Genomic DNA, 18679 nt, shown 5'->3' with positions numbered 1-18679 from the left:
TCCTGTTCTTCGTCAGATAGCCCGCTATCTTCCTCATCACAGAAGCGAAAATGCCTCAAAAACTCATCCCAAATCATCGCACGATAAATTCAAAACAGCTTCTAAAAAATATTTTTCTCTGTATTCTCTCTGTGGCAAGTTCTTAATCCTTTTTTATCTGTGTAATCTGTGGTGAAAATCACATTACAGGTTTTCAATAAAGAAATTCGCTACGCGGTTCATCAGGTGTGTCCGGGTGTTTCCTCCTGATATGCCGTGGTTGCGGTTGGTATAGATTTGCATATCAAACTGGATGCCCGCCTGTACCAGCGCCTCGCTGTATTCGGCACAATTCTGATAATGCACGTTATCGTCTGCCGTACCGTGTATCAGAAGCAGGTTTCCGTGAAGCTTCGGTGCCCGGAGAATGGCAGAACCGGCACGGTATCCGTCGCCGTTCTCTTTCGGAGTGCGCATAAAGCGTTCGGTATATACCGTATCATAAAAATGCCAGTCGCTGGGAGCGGCTATTGCCACACCAGCCTTGAAGACCGGCGTACCTTCGCTCATTGACATCAATGTCGTATATCCTCCGTAACTCCAGCCCCAGATTCCGATACGGTTGGCGTCTACATAAGGCAAGGTGCCGAGATAGCGTGCCGTTTCTACTTGGTCGTGCGATTCCTTTACACCGAGGAAAAGATACGTGCATTTCTCGAATGCAGCCCCTCGTCCGCCTGTACCGCGTCCGTCCACGCATACGCTGATGTAACCGTGGTCTGCCATGTAGGCTTCGAACATGCCTCCGTCGCTAAAGCTTCCGATGCCCCATTCGTCTAACACCTGTTGCGAGCCGGGACCGCTGTACTGGTGCATGATGACCGGATACTTCTTGTTCGGGTTGAAGCCGGCAGGTTTCATCATCCAGCCGTTCAGCTCTACGCCTTCCGTAGTGCGGAAAGTGAAGAATTCTTTCTGGGGCATATTCAGGGTAGCAAGTTGCCCCTTCAGTTTACTATTATCAAGCAAGGTGGTCAGTTCCCGTCCCCGGTTGTCATTGATTGTGATGAGGGTCGGAGTGTCTTTGCTGGAGTATTTATTGATGTAATAAGTCAAGTTTGTATTGAAAATAGCGGTATTGGTCCCCGTCCGCGTGGAAAGCTTCGTTTTCTTTCCTTTGCGGTCTATTTTGTAAACGGCACTCCGGAGCGGGCTTTCCTCGTTGCTGGTGTAATAGAACACATCGTTCTTCTGGTCCCAGCCCAAGAAATCTTTTACTTCAAACTCGCCTTTGGTCACCTGGCGCACCAGGTTTCCGCCGATTGTATATAAATAGAGGTGATTGTATCCGTCGCGCTCACTCATCAGCACGATGTTTTCGGGATAGAAACGGATGTTGCTGTATGCCTGTTCCTTAACGTACTGCTCCGATTCGTCGCGGATGATGCTCTTGCAGATGGCACTCCGCGGATTTGCCATGTACACGTTGAACCGGTTCTGGTGGCGGTTCAAGGTCATAATGGCAAGTTTCTCAGGGTCTGACGTGAATTTGATGCGGGGAATATAACCGTCCGCATCAAGCGGAAGGTCCATTTTACGGGTCACATGGCTCTTGATATCGAAAGTATGTACGCTCACTTTCGAATTCACTTCGCCGGCTTTGGGGTATTTATACGTATAAGCACCGGGATATGTGGCATACTCCGTGCGTTCGGGCGCCATGCCTTTGTACCACGGGAAGCTGAACATCGGCACTTGGCTTTCATCAAAGCGGATGTAAGCAATCATCTTGCTATCGGCACTGAAGTCGAAAGCACGGTTAAAGCCGAACTCTTCCTCGTATACCCAATCGGGAATACCATTTAATACCTTATTATATTCTCCGTCCTTTGTTACTTGCGACTCGCTATTGCCGAAGAGCAATTTGACAAGGAAGATGTTATTGTCGCGTACAAAAGCGATTTGGAATCCGTCGGGCGAGAAGAGTGGTACTTGTTGTGGCCCGTTCTTCGAAAGCGGTTCTATGGTATTGTTCCTTATATTATAAATGTAATATTCTGCCGTGAACGAACGGCGGTAGATAGGCTTTGTCTCGGTCTGGATGAGAATCAGCTTTTCATCGGGCGACATGATGTAATCATCAAACGACTTGATGGGGCAATCGCGCGCGGTTTCCACATCGAATATGCTTTCCACTTCTTTTCCGGTTTTAAACGAATACTTCACAATCCGTTTCCGGTCGGCACTGATTTGTGTGTAATGCTCACCGTCCAGCATCGGCTTGATGCCATAAATGTTTTGGGGGCGGTATGTTCCGTTAGCCACGTCTTGCAGCGTTACCTTCTGCTGTGCGAATGCACATACGAACGCCACGAGCAGGCAGCTTAATGCAAGTAGTCTTTTCATTGTAGTTGATAGTTTATATGGTTGTAATATCGGCAAAGGTATGAAAAAATACTTATATTTGCATAACCCGTTGTCAATGTTTGTATCGGAGCATGGAAATGCATGCTATTTATTTTACATTTTTAGAAACAGTTTTGAATTTATCGTGTGCAGATTTAGACCGATAAATTTAAAACAGTTTTTTATGGTTTGATGGGCTTGTATTCAGGAACGAGTGCTTTCATGATAATCCATCCGATGAGGTACGCCACCGAGCAGATGCAGAAGATGATGAAATATCCTGCCGGCTTTCCCGTAAAGCCCATAAAGGCGAGCTGGGTGTTGGCGGCATAATCGAACAGGACTCCCGAACCCATATTGATGAGCGAAGAGCCGATGCCTCCCGCCATGCCTCCGAAGCCGATGATGGTGGCAATGGCATTTTGCGGGAACATGTCGCTCACGGTACAATAAATATTGGAGGACCATGCCTGGTGGGCTGCTCCGGCTATACCTATAATAATTATCGGGTACCAATATGAATAGGCTCCCAGCGGTTGGGCTAGCAAGGTGATGATTGGGAAAAAGGCAAAGATAAGCATGGCGCGCATACGTCCCTTATAGGGGTTCATTCCTTTTTTCTCCACGAAGTAAGTGGGGAGCCAGCCTCCGATGATGGATAGCATTGTGATGGCATAGAGGACGAAGATGAGCAATTGTGCCATCGGGGCGTTGGAGGGCAGGTGGTAGACATCGCTCAAATAAGCGGGAGTCCAGAACAGGAAGAACCACCAGATGCCGTCGGTCAGGAATTTGCCTACGGCGAATGCCCATGCCTGTTTGTAGCGGATGCATTGCAGGAAAGACATCTTGGGCAGGTTTTCTTCTGTGGGCGAGGAGGCTTGAGGTGTTTTTTCTTCTTCTTCATTTTGTTCGATGTATGCCAGTTCGGCTTCGTTCACCCAACGGCTTTCGCGTGGGCGTTTGTAGAGGAACACCCAGAATCCCATCCATACGAAGCCTAACGCACCGATGATGACGAATGCCATTTCCCAACCGTTTCCTACGCCTAAATCGCGGAAATAGCTTGCCAGGGTAGGGATGCTGACCGGAGCGACAAGTGCACCGATTGCAGCTCCACTATTGTAGATACTGGTTGGGAAAGCACGGTCTTTCTTCGGAAAATACTCGGCGGCGACCTTGGTGGCCACAGGAAAATTGCCTGCTTCGCCGATGGCTAAAATACATCGTGCGGCAATGAAGAAATAAACGCTCACTGTGGCGATGCTTAGTGCCAATGCCGAACCGGTTTCGGCTTGTTTCAGGGCTTCTACATTATCTACGCCTACCCACCATTCGGTAGCGATGCCGCAAAAGGCATGGAGGCAGGCACCTAATGACCAGATTCCGATTGTCCAAAGATATCCTTTGCGTGTGCCCATCCAGTCGATGACCCGTCCGGCAAAAAGCATTCCAAGGGCATAGACGATGGCGAACACGCCGGCTATGAATCCGTAGTCGGTGTCAGTCCAATGGAATTCGGGTGCGATAAAGTCTTTCCATGTGAGCGAAAGAACTTGCCGGTCCATGTAGTTGATGGTGGTTGCCATAAAAAGCATAAAGCAGATGGTCCAGCGGAAGTTGGTCATCTTGTTTGGTCGTGTTTTCATAAGGGTTTATAGAAATTAATATGCAGAGCGGTATTTGCCTTCTTCACGGTCTTCCAGTATATTCAGGTAAGAGGCATAACGTGACTCACTGATGTAATGGTTCTCTACGGCTTCGCGTACGGCGCAGCCCGGTTCGTGCCGGTGGGTGCAGTTCCCGTACTTGCAATGCGCGGAGAATTCGAAAATCTCTTTGAAGTAATGGCTCACTTCTTCGTCTTTCATGTCGAAGGTGCCGAATCCTTTGATGCCCGGTGTGTCGATGATATATCCTTCGCCTTCTACGGGGAACATTTCAGAAAAAGTCGTGGTGTGCATGCCTTTGTTATGGGCTGTGGATATTTCTCCGGTTTTCAGGTGTGCTTCGGGCAGGATGGCATTGATAAGCGTTGATTTCCCTACGCCCGAATGTCCTGAAAAGAGGGTGATTTTCCCTTTCAGTTCTTCCTTTATTTCATTGATGCCTTCATTATTAAGGGCAGAAATGCGGAAGCAAGGATATCCGATATGGGTGTAAAGGTGAATAAGCCCTTCCAAATAGCGCAATTCGTCTTCCGAATAGAGGTCGGTCTTGTTGAATACCAGTGCTACCGGTACCCGATAGGCTTCGGCAGAGGCAAGGAAGCGGTCGATGAAGATGGTGGATGTTTCGGGATAATTGACGGTCACTACCAGCATGCACAGGTCGAGGTTGGCTGCAATGATATGCGATTGCTTGGAGAGGTTCGAAGCCCGGCGGATGATGTAGTTCTTGCGGTCTTCTATTTCGGTGATGAAGGCGGTTCCTTCGGGGTTCAAGGCGATTTGTACACGGTCGCCTACCGCAATGGGATTGGTGCTGCGTATTCCCTTCAGGCGGAAGTTCCCTTTTATCTTGCATTCAATCTGCCTTCCGTCTTCGGTCTTTACCACATACCAGCTTCCGGTGTTCTTGATGACTAATCCTTTTTCCAATGTTTTATTTAGTTGACTAGTTGACCAGGTACCAGGCACTAGGTCTTAGATACTCAAGCCGTATCAAGTAACCTGGTCAACTAGTATCTACAACCTAGTCAACTAGTACCTTGTAACCTAGTCAGCTATAAAATTATACAGTCATGATTTCTTTGTCTTTAGCCGCCAGCATGTCATCTATTTGCTTGATGTACTTGTCATGCGATTTCTGGAGCTTGGCTTCCGAATTCTTCTGCTCGTCTTCGGGCATACCGTCTTTTACAGCTTTCTTCAAGGAGTCGATGGCATCGCGGCGTGCATTTCGTACGCTTACTTTTGCCGTTTCACCTTCTGCCTTGCATTGCTTGGCGAGTTGTTTACGGCGCTCTTCTGTCAGTGGAGGGATGCCGATGCGGATGATTTCGCCGTTGTTTTCGGGCATGATACCCAGGTCGGAGTCGATGATCGCTTTTTCGATGATGCGGAACATGCTCTTGTCCCACGGTTTGATGGCGATGCTCCGTGCATCGGGGGTAGTGACCGCCGCTACATTATTAATAGGAACCATGCTTCCATATGAATCTACACGGATGCCGTCAAGCAGACGTACATCGGCTTTTCCGGCGCGGATATGTGCCAAAGCATCTTCCAGATACATGATTGCCATATCCATTTTTTCTTCAGCGCTGCTGAGGATAGTTTTAGAATCTGCCATATTCTTGTTGCTTTAAATATTTTGTCGATAAGTTTATGTGAACAAAAATAGGGGATTTTTTATTCTCTTGCAATAGTTTGTGAAGATTTTCGCTGGAAAGTGTGCAATCATCCGTCCTTTGACGCTTGTTTTCGGCTTCGCGGGCATGAACTTTGACGGATTATTCCAAAAAAAACGCCGAATATGTTTGTTTATGGAAAAATGTTACTATATTTGCGAACGATAAAACAATTATACATGAACCGGAACAATCTACATATCATTCTGATGTGTGCCACGGGGCGTATGTCCCTCTATACATCTGCCACTGGGATGACCCCTCGGGGTTGAGCGGTTGTATAATGGTGTTTCTACGTGATACACGCCTGTGGACGCAGGCATTTCTTCATTTTTATGATTCAATAATAAGTGTTTATAATTCATCGCACACAGATGAAACGGATTTTTTAAGGGTTCATCGTGTGCCATCAATTAGTTTTATCGAACAATCGTATGAAAGTATTGAAATTCGGCGGAACGTCGGTAGGTTCCGTCAACAGTATGTTGAATGTAAAGAAAATAGTTGAGGCGATAGATGATAAGGTAATCGTAGTGGTTTCGGCGTTGGGAGGCATCACCGACAAGTTGATAAAGACTTCGAACATGGCGGCATCGGGCGATTCGGGATACGAGAAAGAGATGAAGGAAATCGTGAACCGCCACATCGAAATGGTTTATACGGTGATTCCTGCGGGCGAGAAACGGGAGTTGCTCCTCGATTGTGTGAATGAGCTGCTGAGCGAATTGAAGGATATCTTTCAAGGCATTTACCTGATACGCGACCTTTCGCCCAAGACCTCGTCGACCATCGTAAGCTATGGCGAGCGTTTGTCTTCCATCATCGTGGCTACGCTCATCGACGGGGCACAATGGTTCGACTCCCGTCTGTTCATCAAGACGGAAAAGAAGCACAACAAGCATATCCTCGACTCGGAACTGACCAACCGTCTGGTGCGCGAGACCTTCCGTGAGATTCCGCGCGTATCGTTGGTGCCGGGCTTTATCTCGTCGGATAAGGATACGGGCGAAGTGACCAATCTGGGCAGGGGCGGTTCTGATTATACCGCTTCTATCATCGCCGCGGCGCTGGATGCCGATGTGCTGGAGATATGGACGGATGTGGACGGGTTTATGACCGCCGACCCGAGGGTCATCAGCACCGCTTACCCCATCACCGAACTGAGCTATGTGGAGGCGATGGAGCTTTGCAACTTCGGCGCGAAGGTGGTTTATCCGCCTACTATCTATCCGGTGTGCCATAAGAATATACCTATATTAATAAAGAATACATTCAATCCCGACGCTCCGGGCACTATCGTGAAGCAGGAGGCAGACCATTCTTCGAAAGCCATCAAGGGCATTTCTTCTATCAACGACACGTGCCTTATTACGATGACCGGACTGGGTATGGTAGGCGTTATCGGCGTGAACTACCGCATCTTCAAGACCCTGGCGGAGAACGGCATCAGTGTGTTTCTCGTATCGCAGGCTTCTTCGGAAAACTCTACTTCTATCGGCGTGCGCAATGAAGATGCGGCACTTGCCTGCAAGGTGCTCGATGAAGAGTTCGCCAAGGAAATCGAAATGGGCGAAATCAGCCCGATGAAAGCCGAGGGAGGGCTTGCTACGGTAGCTATTGTGGGTGAAAACATGAAGCATACGCCGGGCATTGCCGGAAAGCTCTTCGGTACGCTGGGGCGGAACGGCATTAACGTGATAGCCTGTGCGCAAGGCGCATCGGAAACGAATATCTCCTTTGTGGTAGAAGGCGGTTCGTTGCGTAAGACCTTGAACGTGATACACGACTCGTTTTTTCTTTCCGAATACCAGGTGTTGAACCTTTTCATTTGCGGCATCGGTACGGTAGGACATAGCCTGATAGACCAGATACATAGCCAGCAGGAACGCTTGAAACAGGAGCGGGGGCTGAACCTGAAAGTGGTGGGAATCGCCAACGGACACAAAGCAATGTTCACCCGTGCGGGAATCGACCTGACGAATTATCGTGAGGAACTGGAAGAGAAAGGCATGCCTTCGTCCACGCAAGTGCTGCACGACGAGATTATCGGGATGAACATCTTCAACTCGGTCTTCGTGGATTGTACCGCAAGTGAAGAAATCGCTTCCTTGTATAAAGACTTCTTGGGACATAACATCTCGGTGGTGGCGGCAAACAAGATTGCGGCTTCTTCGGATTATGAGATTTATGCCGAGTTGAAGCGGATAGCCCGCCATCGGGGTGTGAAGTTTTTGTTCGAGACCAATGTAGGAGCAGGACTTCCGGTCATCAATACCATCAATGACCTGATTAATAGCGGAGACAAGATATTGAAAATCGAAGCTGTATTGAGCGGCACGCTGAATTATATCTTCAATGAAATCAGTGCCGACGTGCCTTTGAGCCAGACCATCCGGAACGCGAAGGAGCAGGGGTATTCCGAACCCGACCCACGCATCGACCTGAGCGGGACCGATGTGGTGCGCAAGCTGGTCATCCTGGCACGTGAGGCGGGATATTGCCTGAATCAGGAAGATGTGGAGAAACACTTGTTCATTCCCGACAGCTTTTTCGAAGGGTCGCTGGATGACTTCTGGCGCAAGATACCTTCGCTGGATGCCGATTTCGAGGCACGCCGCAAGGTGTTGGAGCGTGAAGGCAAGCGCTGGCGGTTCGTGGCACGCTTCGAAGGCGGAAAGGGAGTGGTAGAACTGGTAGAGGTAGACCGCCATCATCCGTTCTACGAACTGGCGGGAAGCAATAATATCATCTTGCTTACCACCGAGCGCTATAACGAATATCCGATGCTTATCCAAGGCTATGGAGCCGGTGCGAGCGTGACCGCCGCCGGAGTGTTTGCGGATATTATGAGCATTGCGAATATTTAAGTTTAGGTACCAGGTGACTAGGTACTAGGGACTAGGTTTTGAATAGTCCGATTCTTAAAGTACCTAAAACCTAGTACCTAGTCAACTAGTACCTAGTTACCCGGTCAACTAAAAAGAAAACGAAATGAAACATCTGATTATATTAGGAGACGGGATGGCGGATTGGGCTGTCCCCTCTCTGGGAAACAAGACTTTATTGCAATATGCCCATACGCCCTGCATGGATATGCTGGCACGCATGGGACGCACCGGAATGCTGAAGACCGTAGCCGACGGGTTTCATCCGGGAAGCGAGGTGGCGAACATGTCGGTAATGGGGTATGACCTGCCTACGGTGTACGAGGGACGCGGGGTGTTGGAAGCCGCCAGCATCGGAGTCGATTTGGAGCCGGATGACATGGCGATGCGCTGCAACCTGGTATGCATAGAGGGCGATATCCTGAAGAACCATTCGGCAGGGCACATCACCACCGAAGAAGCCGACGAGCTGATTCGTGCCTTGGAAGAACGCTTAGGCTCCGACCGTATCCATTTCTATACCGGCGTGCAATACCGGCATTTGCTGGTGGTGAAAGGCGGAAACAAACACGTGGCTTGCGTGCCTCCGCACGACATCCCGTTGCAGCCCTTTCGCCCGAATCTGGTGAAAGCGTTGGTTCCCGAAGCGCAAGAAACCGCCGATTTGCTGAACGGGCTGATTATGGCTTCGCAAGACTTGCTGGCTTCGCATCCGCTTAACCTGAAACGGATGAGCGAGGGCAAAGACCCGGCGAACAGCATCTGGCCCTGGAGTCCCGGTTATCGCCCGAAGATGGAGCCGTTGGCGAATAAATACCCCTCCATCCGCAAGGGCTCGGTGATTACGGCGGTCGACCTCATCCGAGGCATCGGACGCTATGCCGGACTCCGGTGCATCGATGTGGAAGGTGCTACGGGACTTTATACCACCAATTACGAAGGCAAGGCACAAGCCGCCATCGATGCCTTGAAGACCAATGATTTCGTTTACCTGCACATCGAAGCAAGCGATGAGGCAGGACACGAGGGCGATGTAGACTTGAAGTTGAAAACCATCGAATATCTGGACCAGCGTGCCGTTAAACCCATTTGGGAAGCGGTAAAAGACTGGGACGAACCGGTGGCGATAGCCGTGCTTCCCGACCATCCGACCCCGTGCGAATTGCGCACGCATACCGCCGAGCCGATACCTTTCTTGATTTATTATCCGGGCATTGAGCCGGATGCGGTGCAGGCATACGATGAGGTGTCGTGCCGGGAAGGCGGATACGGCATGTTGGAAAAAGACGAGTTTATGAATTTATTTATGAATAGCTGAAACTTTCACCACAGATTATGAAATATTACAGTACCAATAAGCAGGCTTCCGACGCTACACTGGAAGAAGCCGTAGTGCGCGGACTGGCAGGTGACAAAGGGCTTTACATGCCCCGCGAAATCAAGCCTTTGCCCGCATCGTTTTACGATGAGATAGAAAACCTTTCGTTTCAGGAAATCGCTTACCGCGTGGCGGACGCTTTCTTCGGAGAAGATGTGCCGGCGGATGTCTTGAAGCAGATTGTATATGACACCTTGAGCTTTGATGCGCCGGTGGTGAAGGTGAAAGACAATATCTATTCGCTGGAGCTCTTCCACGGGCCTACGCTGGCGTTCAAGGACGTGGGCGGACGCTTTATGGCACGCCTCTTGGGCTATTTCATCCGCAAGGAAGGAAAGAAGCAGGTCAATGTACTGGTAGCTACGTCGGGCGATACGGGAAGTGCCGTGGCAAACGGTTTCCTGGGTGTGGAAGGCATTCGTGTGTATGTGCTTTACCCGAAAGGGAAGGTGAGCGAGATACAGGAAAAGCAGTTCACTACGCTGGGGCAGAACATCACCGCCATTGAGGTGGACGGCACGTTCGACGATTGCCAGGCACTGGTGAAAAACGCGTTTATGGACGAAGAGCTGAAGGCGCACATGCAGCTGACCTCTGCCAATTCCATCAATGTGGCGCGCTTCTTGCCTCAGGCTTTCTATTATTTTTACGCTTATGCCCAGATGAAGAAGCAGGGCAAGGCGGACAATCTGGTCATCTGCGTGCCCAGCGGGAACTTCGGAAACATTACGGCAGGGCTTTTCGGCAAGCGGATGGGGCTTCCGGTAAAACGCTTTATCGCCGCCAATAACCGCAATGATATTTTCTATCAATACTTGAAGACGGGTGTCTATACGCCGCGTCCTTCGGTAGCGACCATTGCCAATGCCATGGATGTGGGCGACCCCAGCAACTTCGCCCGTATCCTCGACTTATACGGAGGAAGCCACGAGGCTATTTCCGGCGAAATCAGTGGCGAGACTTATACCGATGAGCAGATTCGCGAAACCGTGCAGAAGGCTTACGAGGAAACCGGATACCTGCTCGACCCTCACGGGGCGTGCGGTTATCGTGCGCTGGCGGAAGGCTTGAAGCCGGGCGAAACGGGAGTGTTCCTCGAAACAGCCCATCCGGCAAAGTTCTTGCAGACGGTGGAAGCCATTATCGGAACCAAAGTGGATATCCCCGAAAAGCTTCAGGCGTTTATGCGCGGCACGAAGCAAAGCATCCCGATGCCGAAAGACTTCGCTTCATTCAAGGCATACTTGATGAATGAAAAATGAAGAATTAAGGATGAAGAATGAGGTGAAACATCACTCATTCTTCAGTCAATTTGCAGAAAATGGATAAATGTCCGCCAACAGCCAATGCATATCCTTAAAAAATGCATATATACTGCATTCGCGGTTGAATATATACTTCATCGGCTTACGAATATATCTTCATCGGCAGATGCAGTACTACTGCGTTTTCAACTCAGACGGATTGGCTAATGGCGGACATTTATTTGTAGAATCCCCCGGTTTGAAAATTCTATTTATTTTTGTACATATTTTCGTAATAGTTCTGGTAATCTCCGCTTGTTACGTTTTTTACCCATTCCTGATTGTCCAGATACCATTTCACGGTTTTGACAATGCCGTCTTCAAATTTGGTTTCGGGCACCCACCCCAAGTCATGAGTTATTTTTGATGGATCGATGGCGTAACGTTGGTCATGACCCAGACGGTCTTTGACAAAAGTAATCAGTGATTCGTTTATCCAATCAATTTTGATTTGTCCGTTTTCGTTCGTTTCTTTTTTCTTCAGCATCTTCCGGTAGTCGGGTTCTTTTTCCATTATCTGGTAAATAGTGCCAATGATTAATCGGACAATTTCGATGTTTTGTTTTTCATTGTGTCCTCCTACGTTGTATATTTCTCCGTTTTTCCCGTGACATACTACGAGGTCAATGGCTTTGCAATGGTCTTCTACATACAGCCAGTCACGTACATTCGTACCTTTTCCATATACCGGCAGTCTCTTGCCTTCGAGTATGTTCTTTATTACCAATGGAATCAGTTTTTCTGGAAATTGGTAAGGACCGTAGTTGTTCGAGCATCGTGTAATGGTTACAGGCATTTTGTAAGTGTCACGATAGGCAAGGACGATGAAGTCTGCACTGGCTTTTGATGCACTATACGGGCTGTGCGGACATAATGGGGTATCTTCGGTAAAGAAGCCTTCATCTCCCAATGAACCATATACTTCATCGGTGGACACCTGATGGAAACGTACATCGCGCCTCCACGTCGGATAGCCTTGTTCGTCTTTACCGGTCACCCATGCACAGCGGGCTGCATCCAGTAGGTTTTGTGTTCCTAAAATGTTGGTCTGTAGAAAAAGTTGTGGGTTTTCGATGCTTCGGTCCACGTGGCTCTCTGCTGCAAAATTGATGATATAGTCAAATTTGTATTCAGAAAACAACTGGTCGGCAAGATTGCGGTCGCAGATATTTCCTTTGATGAAATAGCAACGATCGTCGTCTATATCTTTGGCAATAGTGCCTAAGTTGCCGGCGTATGTCAGAGCATCCAATACGACTACCCGTATATCTTCATGTTTAGCAAGAATGTATTTTATATAATTAGCACCGATAAATCCGGCTGCTCCTGTAACTAAATAGGTTTTCATAATGTTACTTTGTTTAAGCGGTGCAAATTTCGGAAAGATTTTTCAATCAAGCAAGCATTATTCGTTTAATTCTATTACTTCCAGGTCAGAAAAATTACCTTTATCGATACGGAAGCGTACCAAAGTGCGTACTGTATGGAAGCCATACTTGCCGGCAGCACCCGGATTGATGTGCAGCAGTCCCAGCTTGGAATCATATTTCACTTTCAGGATGTGCGAGTGGCCGCTGATGAACAACCGGGGAGGATGGGTTGATAAGATATTCCGTACCGACGGGTCATATTTCCCGGGATATCCTCCGATGTGCTTGATGAGTACATCTGTTTCATCTATGGTAAACCGGTTGATTTCGGGGAAGCGCAGACGGATGTCTTGTCCGTCGATGTTGCCATACACGGCACGTAACGGACGGAAAGCTTCCAGTTTTTGTATGATTTCCAGGGAACCGATGTCTCCTGCATGCCATATTTCGTCACACGGTTCGAAATATTTCAGGTAACGTCCGTCCCAATAGCCGTGTGTATCTGATAAGAGTCCGATGGTGGTCATTGTTATTTATGGGAGTTGCAGTTTCAGCTTGACGAATTGCCTGATGAAATCGACTGTTCCGTCGATTCCCAGTACTGACGAGTCGATGCAAAGGTGGTATGTCGCGGCGGCTCCCCATGTGTTGTAGCTATAATAATTATAGTAGGAAGAGCGTTTTTTGTCGGCTTTTTCCATAATTTCTTCTGCTTTTTCTTCGCTGATGTTCAGTCGTTTGGTCAGGCGCTCGATGCGTGCTTGGGGGGAGGCTGATACAAAGACGTTGGCACATCGCGGATGGTCACGCAATACATAGTCGGCACATCGTCCTACAAAGAGGCATGATTGTTTTTCAGCAAGGTGGCGGATGACATCGCTTTGGATTTTGAACAGAGAGTCATTGCTCAAGTACGAATTATAAGGATAAGCTCCTTCGGTAATGAAGGGGAACCGTGTTCCGAACAGTCCTCCTAACAGGCTTTGCGAAGCCTTTTCGTCGGCTTTCTCGAAAAACTCTTTACATAATCCGCTTTCTTTTGATGCGAGGTTTATCAGTTCTTTGTCGTAAAAGGCGATGCCAAGGTCTTTTGCCAGTTTTTCTCCGATTTCTTTTCCGCCGCTCCCTAATTGTCGACCAAGATTGATTACAAAATGCTCGTTCATAACGCTTCTGTTTGAATTATTGTTAATGTATAGAGCAAATGTAAATAAAAAAAAGGAAATAAGGAAATAAAACCGTAAGAGAATCGGGGCAAATGTATCTAAATTATGCAGATTATCTTCAATGACGGAGAGGATTATCTTCTAATCGGGGCATTTGTGTGATTGTAATCAGATGCATCCTTTTATTGACAGAAAGAAAAATATTCCCGTAGCTATCATTAACAGGCCGATAGCGGCATAAAACAAGCGTGCCCGCTTCCTTCCGGCATTGGCCACGATGAAACGGGTATTGTGTGCGGTGAAGAACCAATCCCAGTTGAACAATGCTGCCAGCAGGGCGAGCATACCCACCAGCACAAACAAGGCTTGTATGATATAATGTACGGCCATTGTGATGTCGATATTATGCTTCGGCGTCGATGCTGACCGTTCGGCTTCCGTCTTCCAATTCGTCGATTCGGACTTTCACGGCATCACCCGGGAGCAAGTCGTCTATCAGTTCAGGCCATTCGATGAAACACAAGGCACCGCTGTAGAAATAGTCTTCATAACCCATATCGTATACTTCTTCCAGCTTTTTGATACGGTAGAAGTCGAAGTGGTAAATCAGTTCGCCTGTGGTGTCCGAACGGTATTCGTTTACGATGGCGAATGTGGGTGAGTTAATGACATCAGTCACGCCCAGTTCTTCGCAAACAGCTTTGATAAATGTGGTCTTTCCGGCTCCCATTTTGCCGTAGAAAGCAAACACAGTGTTGTCACCCATAGCGGCGATGAAAGCTTTTGCCGCTTCATGGATATGCTCGAGGTCTGTAATCGTTATTTTCATATACTTGTTGGATAAACTTTTTGCAAAGTTAATGATTTTTTCGTAGCTTGTATCTCATACGGCTCAACTTTGCGAGTGCATAGAATAAGATGGACACAAAAATGATGGATGCTCCTGATGGTATCTGATAGTGGTAGGAGAGGATTAGCCCTCCCAGGCAACTGATATATCCGATGCCGATGGAAAGCCAAATGATGTGCTTGAATCTGTATGTGAACAGGTTAGCGGTCATCTGGGGTAAGGTGAGGAGTGAGATTGCCAGCACGATGCCCACCATACGCAAGCAAGATACGATGGTAAGGGCGATGAACATCATCAGAATGTATTCGAAGCATGTGACGGGCATCCGCTGTGAACGGGCAAATTCAGGATCGAACGCAATGGCTACGATGGGGCGCAGGAAAAGGGCGAAAAATAGGGTAAGCACACTGCTTAGTATGCCTAGCAAAAGGATATCTCCTTGTGTGATGGTCAGGATGTTCCCGAAAAGAAACGATGAAAGGTCGGGCGTGAATCCTGGGGCAAGGAAGCTGAAAATGATGCCGATAGCCATTCCGAATGTCCAGAATACGGCAATGGCAGAATCTTCGCGCATATCGCTTCGCTTGCTGAGCCATTCTACCCCGAATGCAGAGAGTACTGAGAAAATGGCGGCGGCAAGTACGGGCGGGATACCGGTGTAAAGTCCGATGCCGATGCCTCCGAACGAAGCGTGAGTGATACCTCCGCTGATGAATACCAGCCGGCGTGTGACAATGTAGGTGCCGATGATACCGCAGGCAATGCTGGCAAACAGGCTTCCCAACAAGGCATGTTGGAAAAAAGTGTATTGTAGTAAATCCATCATAAGCAAATGAGTTTGTTCGTCCGTAAGTCTTTGAGTCTTTAGGCCGAAGCATACCTGTAGCTTATAAACTTACCAACTCAAAAACAAAAGAACCCGGTACTTGATTTTAGTTGTTTATTGCATTGTTTCTTCTTTCTCCCACAATGAGAAACAATTCATCTTTCAGTTCGTCGGGTAGATTGATACCCCTTAATTGCAAGCTACGGCTCCATCCCGCTACATCTTCTTCCTGCATTGAGTAAAGAATATCGCGAAACTCGTCCGTTTCGTCTGCCGTGTATTGGTCTGCCGGACGTCCTTTGAAGCGGTCCAGCTCTTCGTCATCGTAATATTCTATTTGTCGGCTTACGGCGGCCAGGAGGCTTTCTTTTTCACATACGGCGTGTTGTCCGCAGCATTCGCTATCCACCGTAACCACAGGTGGGGCTTCTTTCAGTTCTCCTCGTGCAATTTTCCGGTGTAGATTCCGGTTATAGAAATATCCGGCTACCAGTCCAAACAGGATGACGCCTGCCAATATAATAAGGAGTATTCCCATAGTCAGTTTTTCCCGTTGATGGTGAATCCAGTCGCCTGCAGGTCGTCCCAGAAGTGAGGATATGATTTACTCACTACCTGCGGGTTGTTGATGGATAATTTCCCTAGTGGAATGCAGGCAGGAGCAAAAGCCATTGCCATCCGGTGGTCTTCGTATGTATCGATGCAGGGGGATGTGTCGGAAGGGCACCGTTCTCCGTTCCATTCCAAGATACAGCCGTCAGTTTCGGTCAGCACATAGCCCAGTTTCTTCATTTCTTTCATCAGGGCGGCTATACGGTCGGTTTCTTTGATTTTCAAGCTTTGCAGTCCACTGAACCGGAAAGGGATATTCAGTAAAGCGCAGGTCACCACAAACGTCTGTGCCAAGTCAGGCTGGTTGATGAAATTGTATGTCATCTGCGATACCGGTTTGCCTTCTTTTTGTAGCACTACTTTGTGGTCAAGGTATTGTGTCTTGACACCCAGCGACGAGAAAAGGTGGGCTACGTATGCATCTCCTTGCGGGCTTTGCCGGAACAGCCCCGGAAGTTCTATTTGTGCTTCGGGCGCGAGGGCACAGATTTCATACCAATATGATGCAGCGCTCCAGTCGCTTTCCACGTAATACGATGAGGGTGCTTCGTAAGGATGAGGTTCGACATAGAGTTGTTTTTCATTTGCCCATCCGGCTTTTGCACCGAAACTTTTCATCAAGTGCAGGGTAAGGTCAATATACGGACGGGAAATGATTTCTCCTGTCAGGTTGAGTGTGAGTCCGTTTTTCAGGGCAGGGCCAATCATCAGTAGGGCAGAAATGTATTGCGAACTGACGTTGCCCGGTAGCGTAACATCATGGTTTATCAGTTGGCGTCCCGTAATGCGCAAAGGTGGATAGCCTTCGTTCCCGCTATATTCCACGTCTGCTCCCAGTGTACGTAAGGCATTGACCAGTAAGCCGATGGGTCGTTGCTGCATACGTTGGGTTCCGGTCAGTATGTGTGTGCCCGGATGTACAGACAGGAAAGCGGTCAGGAAGCGCATGGCAGTGCCTGCAGCCCCGATATCGATAACCGGAGGCATTTCTTGCAGGGCATGTATCATCACGCGTGTGTCATCGCAATCAGAAAGGTTTTCCGGTTTCGAGAAAGCTTGTGCCAGTGCGTTGATAATGAGTGCACGGTTGCAGATGCTTTTCGAGGAAGGCAACGTGATGTTGCCGTATATCTTGTCGGGGGAAGTTAAAATGATTCGCTTCATACGATGTGTGTTGTTGTTCCGGCGACAAAGATAAGATAAAAAAATGAGATACCGGATACATCTTGGAAATATGATTCGGTCTGCGATGTTAATCTCTGCGGATTTGGGATTTTTCTCGCCGGCGTGTCCGTTTCCACCATAAATAATATCCGCTTAAAGGGAGGATACCTCCAAAGAGCGCGGCAAGAAAATAAAGTATTTTGGTGGTTATTCCTCCCCAGCTTCCGGTATGGAAGGCATAAAACCATCCTTTCAGGCTTTGTGGGGCGGAGGCGTTTGCATCTTTCCAAGTGATTTTCACTTCGTCTTTGCGGGACCTGTCTTTGCCTTTGTCTGTGTGACGTACTTGTGTGGAAGAGGGCGTTTCGCCGAAGAGCGAATAAGCAGCCGTGCGGTACCAGCCGAAAGACCACGTGAGTCCGGTGAGTGCCATTACAAGCAGGAAAAGAGTGCTATAAAATCCTATTGCCACATGACTATCGTACCAGAAACGGCGCCAACCTTTGGTGCACGACACGCTGAGGCGGTTTTTCAGTGCCTTGCGTGTGCGAGGTATCCAGATGATGAGTCCGCTTATCAGGATAAATACCATTACTAGTGTGGTGATTCCTACAATGATTTTTCCTACTGACTTTTCGCCTTTCGAGGCAGGTGGGTCCAGCAGCCAACGGTGTAGTTTACGCATGGTCTGGAAGAAGGGATACGATTGGGTCCAGCCCAGTACTTCCCCTGTATAGGGATTGACACTAAGCTGTTTCCGGCCTGTTTCGCGGAATGAGGCAAAAGCTGTTTCGTGCGGATTGGCTGAAAGCAGAAGTGAAGAAAGGTGGAGCGAGTCGGACACTTGTGCTTGGATGTGCGTTGCCAGTTGGGAAGGAGAGAGAGGCTGGGTATCTTCTGAAGGAGGAACAACGGTATAAAGCGAACGTTGAAGTGCCTGGGTAATATCCCGTTCGAATACCAAGGCTGCTCCCGATAAACAAATGATACTGATGATGATGCCTAAAGGGAGCGAGAGCCAAAGGTGGAGTTTTGCAAAAAGTTTTCTCATTGTGTACAGATGTTTAGATCGCTACAGGGATGAATTACAATGTGCCTATTGTAGATGTCATCATAATAGAATAGAGAGTTGGTTCAAGCATGCGTTTTGATGAACATAAGTGCGTTGGCCGTTTCACATAAGTGACTCGGGCGTTTCACATAAGTAAGTCAGTCGTATCACTTATCTTAATCACAGAGGCGCACAGAGCTTTTCATTTTTTTGTGTTACTCTGTGTCTCCTCCTTTAGATTTGCATTGGTAAAAGGGCAAAGAAAAAAGTTACCTTTGCCGTAAAAAAGGTTAACCAAGAAAAGGAGGTGACCTATTGTGTCCTATAGGCGGAAGC

Annotated in this window: 16 protein-coding genes; 3 read left to right on the top strand and 13 right to left on the bottom strand. The window is 48.3% G+C overall.

The window, feature by feature from the left end:
* Nucleotides 1-183: 183 nt before the first annotated feature.
* From B5F71_RS14685 to frr, 4 genes are all read right to left on the bottom strand, one after another.
* Entirely contained in the window at nucleotides 184-2385 is a 2202-nt protein-coding gene (locus tag B5F71_RS14685; protein ID WP_087211704.1) for a S9 family peptidase, read from the bottom strand.
* A 182-nt stretch (nucleotides 2386-2567) separates the two neighbouring features.
* Nucleotides 2568-4034 carry an MFS transporter gene (locus B5F71_RS14680; protein ID WP_022038889.1) on the bottom strand — a complete coding sequence of 489 codons (1467 nt, stop codon included), beginning with the start codon at nucleotides 4032-4034 and terminating at the stop codon, nucleotides 2568-2570.
* A gap of 15 nt (nucleotides 4035-4049) precedes the next feature.
* Entirely contained in the window at nucleotides 4050-4985 is a 936-nt protein-coding gene (rsgA, locus tag B5F71_RS14675; RefSeq protein ID WP_087211701.1) for a ribosome small subunit-dependent GTPase A, read from the bottom strand.
* A gap of 133 nt (nucleotides 4986-5118) precedes the next feature.
* Complete coding sequence (gene frr / locus B5F71_RS14670; protein ID WP_022038887.1) at nucleotides 5119-5679, bottom strand: ribosome recycling factor; 561 nt, start codon at nucleotides 5677-5679, stop codon at nucleotides 5119-5121.
* A 492-nt stretch (nucleotides 5680-6171) separates the two neighbouring features.
* On the opposite strand from frr, the gene thrA reads away from it, so the two are divergent.
* From thrA to thrC, 3 genes are all read left to right on the top strand, one after another.
* Nucleotides 6172-8604 (top strand): bifunctional aspartate kinase/homoserine dehydrogenase I, encoded by a 2433-nt coding sequence (gene thrA / locus B5F71_RS14665; RefSeq protein ID WP_087211698.1) that lies wholly within the window; start codon nucleotides 6172-6174, stop codon nucleotides 8602-8604.
* Between the two features lie 124 nt (nucleotides 8605-8728).
* A complete protein-coding gene (locus B5F71_RS14660; RefSeq protein ID WP_087211695.1) occupies nucleotides 8729-9940 on the top strand; it encodes a cofactor-independent phosphoglycerate mutase in 1212 nt (403 codons plus the stop codon).
* Between the two features lie 17 nt (nucleotides 9941-9957).
* Entirely contained in the window at nucleotides 9958-11262 is a 1305-nt protein-coding gene (thrC, locus tag B5F71_RS14655; RefSeq protein WP_087211692.1) for a threonine synthase, read from the top strand.
* Between the two features lie 250 nt (nucleotides 11263-11512).
* On the opposite strand, the gene rfbB is transcribed toward thrC, so the two are convergent.
* The 9 genes from rfbB to B5F71_RS14610 all read right to left on the bottom strand — a co-directional run bounded on the left by rfbB (nucleotide 11513) and on the right by B5F71_RS14610 (nucleotide 18343).
* On the bottom strand, nucleotides 11513-12652 hold the full coding sequence (rfbB, locus tag B5F71_RS14650) for a dTDP-glucose 4,6-dehydratase (protein ID WP_022038882.1): 1140 nt from the start codon (nucleotides 12650-12652) through the stop codon (nucleotides 11513-11515).
* Nucleotides 12653-12709: 57 nt separating this feature from the next.
* Nucleotides 12710-13201, bottom strand: a complete 492-nt coding sequence (locus B5F71_RS14645) for a metallophosphoesterase family protein (RefSeq protein ID WP_022038881.1) — start codon at nucleotides 13199-13201, stop codon at nucleotides 12710-12712.
* 6 nt (nucleotides 13202-13207) lie between these two features.
* A complete protein-coding gene (locus B5F71_RS14640) occupies nucleotides 13208-13840 on the bottom strand; it encodes a cytidylate kinase-like family protein (RefSeq protein WP_087211689.1) in 633 nt (210 codons plus the stop codon).
* A gap of 168 nt (nucleotides 13841-14008) precedes the next feature.
* Nucleotides 14009-14230, bottom strand: coding sequence for an immunity 17 family protein (locus B5F71_RS14635; RefSeq protein WP_022038879.1), 222 nt, complete (start codon nucleotides 14228-14230; stop codon nucleotides 14009-14011).
* Nucleotides 14231-14243: 13 nt separating this feature from the next.
* Entirely contained in the window at nucleotides 14244-14669 is a 426-nt protein-coding gene (gene tsaE, locus B5F71_RS14630) for a tRNA (adenosine(37)-N6)-threonylcarbamoyltransferase complex ATPase subunit type 1 TsaE (protein ID WP_022038878.1), read from the bottom strand.
* 28 nt (nucleotides 14670-14697) lie between these two features.
* Nucleotides 14698-15513, bottom strand: coding sequence for a metal ABC transporter permease (locus B5F71_RS14625; RefSeq protein WP_087211709.1), 816 nt, complete (start codon nucleotides 15511-15513; stop codon nucleotides 14698-14700).
* A 109-nt stretch (nucleotides 15514-15622) separates the two neighbouring features.
* Nucleotides 15623-16054 (bottom strand): phospholipase, encoded by a 432-nt coding sequence (locus B5F71_RS14620; RefSeq protein ID WP_087211684.1) that lies wholly within the window; start codon nucleotides 16052-16054, stop codon nucleotides 15623-15625.
* Between the two features lie 2 nt (nucleotides 16055-16056).
* Nucleotides 16057-17292 carry a 3-phosphoshikimate 1-carboxyvinyltransferase gene (locus tag B5F71_RS14615; protein WP_022038875.1) on the bottom strand — a complete coding sequence of 412 codons (1236 nt, stop codon included), beginning with the start codon at nucleotides 17290-17292 and terminating at the stop codon, nucleotides 16057-16059.
* An 88-nt stretch (nucleotides 17293-17380) separates the two neighbouring features.
* On the bottom strand, nucleotides 17381-18343 hold the full coding sequence (locus tag B5F71_RS14610; RefSeq protein ID WP_087211681.1) for a PepSY-associated TM helix domain-containing protein: 963 nt from the start codon (nucleotides 18341-18343) through the stop codon (nucleotides 17381-17383).
* Nucleotides 18344-18679 lie beyond the last annotated feature (336 nt).

Origin of the sequence: Bacteroides sp. An269 (genome assembly GCF_002159755.1) — a bacterium.
Classification (GTDB): domain Bacteria; phylum Bacteroidota; class Bacteroidia; order Bacteroidales; family Bacteroidaceae; genus Phocaeicola; species Phocaeicola intestinalis.
The sequence above is the reverse complement of the archived record's forward strand: the minus strand, read 5'-3'. Positions and strand labels throughout refer to the sequence as shown.

Excerpts from the sequence above, each read along its gene's own strand:
- B5F71_RS14685 (WP_087211704.1), bottom strand. The coding sequence starts at position 2,385 with ATGAAAAGACTACTTGCATTAAGCTGCCTGCTCGTGGCGTTCGTATGT.
- B5F71_RS14680 (WP_022038889.1), bottom strand. The coding sequence starts at position 4,034 with ATGAAAACACGACCAAACAAGATGACCAACTTCCGCTGGACCATCTGC.
- frr (WP_022038887.1), bottom strand. The coding sequence starts at position 5,679 with ATGGCAGATTCTAAAACTATCCTCAGCAGCGCTGAAGAAAAAATGGAT.
- thrA (WP_087211698.1), top strand. The coding sequence starts at position 6,172 with ATGAAAGTATTGAAATTCGGCGGAACGTCGGTAGGTTCCGTCAACAGT.
- B5F71_RS14660 (WP_087211695.1), top strand. The coding sequence starts at position 8,729 with ATGAAACATCTGATTATATTAGGAGACGGGATGGCGGATTGGGCTGTC.
- thrC (WP_087211692.1), top strand. The coding sequence starts at position 9,958 with ATGAAATATTACAGTACCAATAAGCAGGCTTCCGACGCTACACTGGAA.
- rfbB (WP_022038882.1), bottom strand. The coding sequence starts at position 12,652 with ATGAAAACCTATTTAGTTACAGGAGCAGCCGGATTTATCGGTGCTAAT.
- B5F71_RS14645 (WP_022038881.1), bottom strand. The coding sequence starts at position 13,201 with ATGACCACCATCGGACTCTTATCAGATACACACGGCTATTGGGACGGA.
- B5F71_RS14640 (WP_087211689.1), bottom strand. The coding sequence starts at position 13,840 with ATGAACGAGCATTTTGTAATCAATCTTGGTCGACAATTAGGGAGCGGC.
- B5F71_RS14635 (WP_022038879.1), bottom strand. The coding sequence starts at position 14,230 with ATGGCCGTACATTATATCATACAAGCCTTGTTTGTGCTGGTGGGTATG.
- tsaE (WP_022038878.1), bottom strand. The coding sequence starts at position 14,669 with ATGAAAATAACGATTACAGACCTCGAGCATATCCATGAAGCGGCAAAA.
- B5F71_RS14625 (WP_087211709.1), bottom strand. The coding sequence starts at position 15,513 with ATGGATTTACTACAATACACTTTTTTCCAACATGCCTTGTTGGGAAGC.
- B5F71_RS14620 (WP_087211684.1), bottom strand. The coding sequence starts at position 16,054 with ATGGGAATACTCCTTATTATATTGGCAGGCGTCATCCTGTTTGGACTG.
- B5F71_RS14615 (WP_022038875.1), bottom strand. The coding sequence starts at position 17,292 with ATGAAGCGAATCATTTTAACTTCCCCCGACAAGATATACGGCAACATC.
- B5F71_RS14610 (WP_087211681.1), bottom strand. The coding sequence starts at position 18,343 with ATGAGAAAACTTTTTGCAAAACTCCACCTTTGGCTCTCGCTCCCTTTA.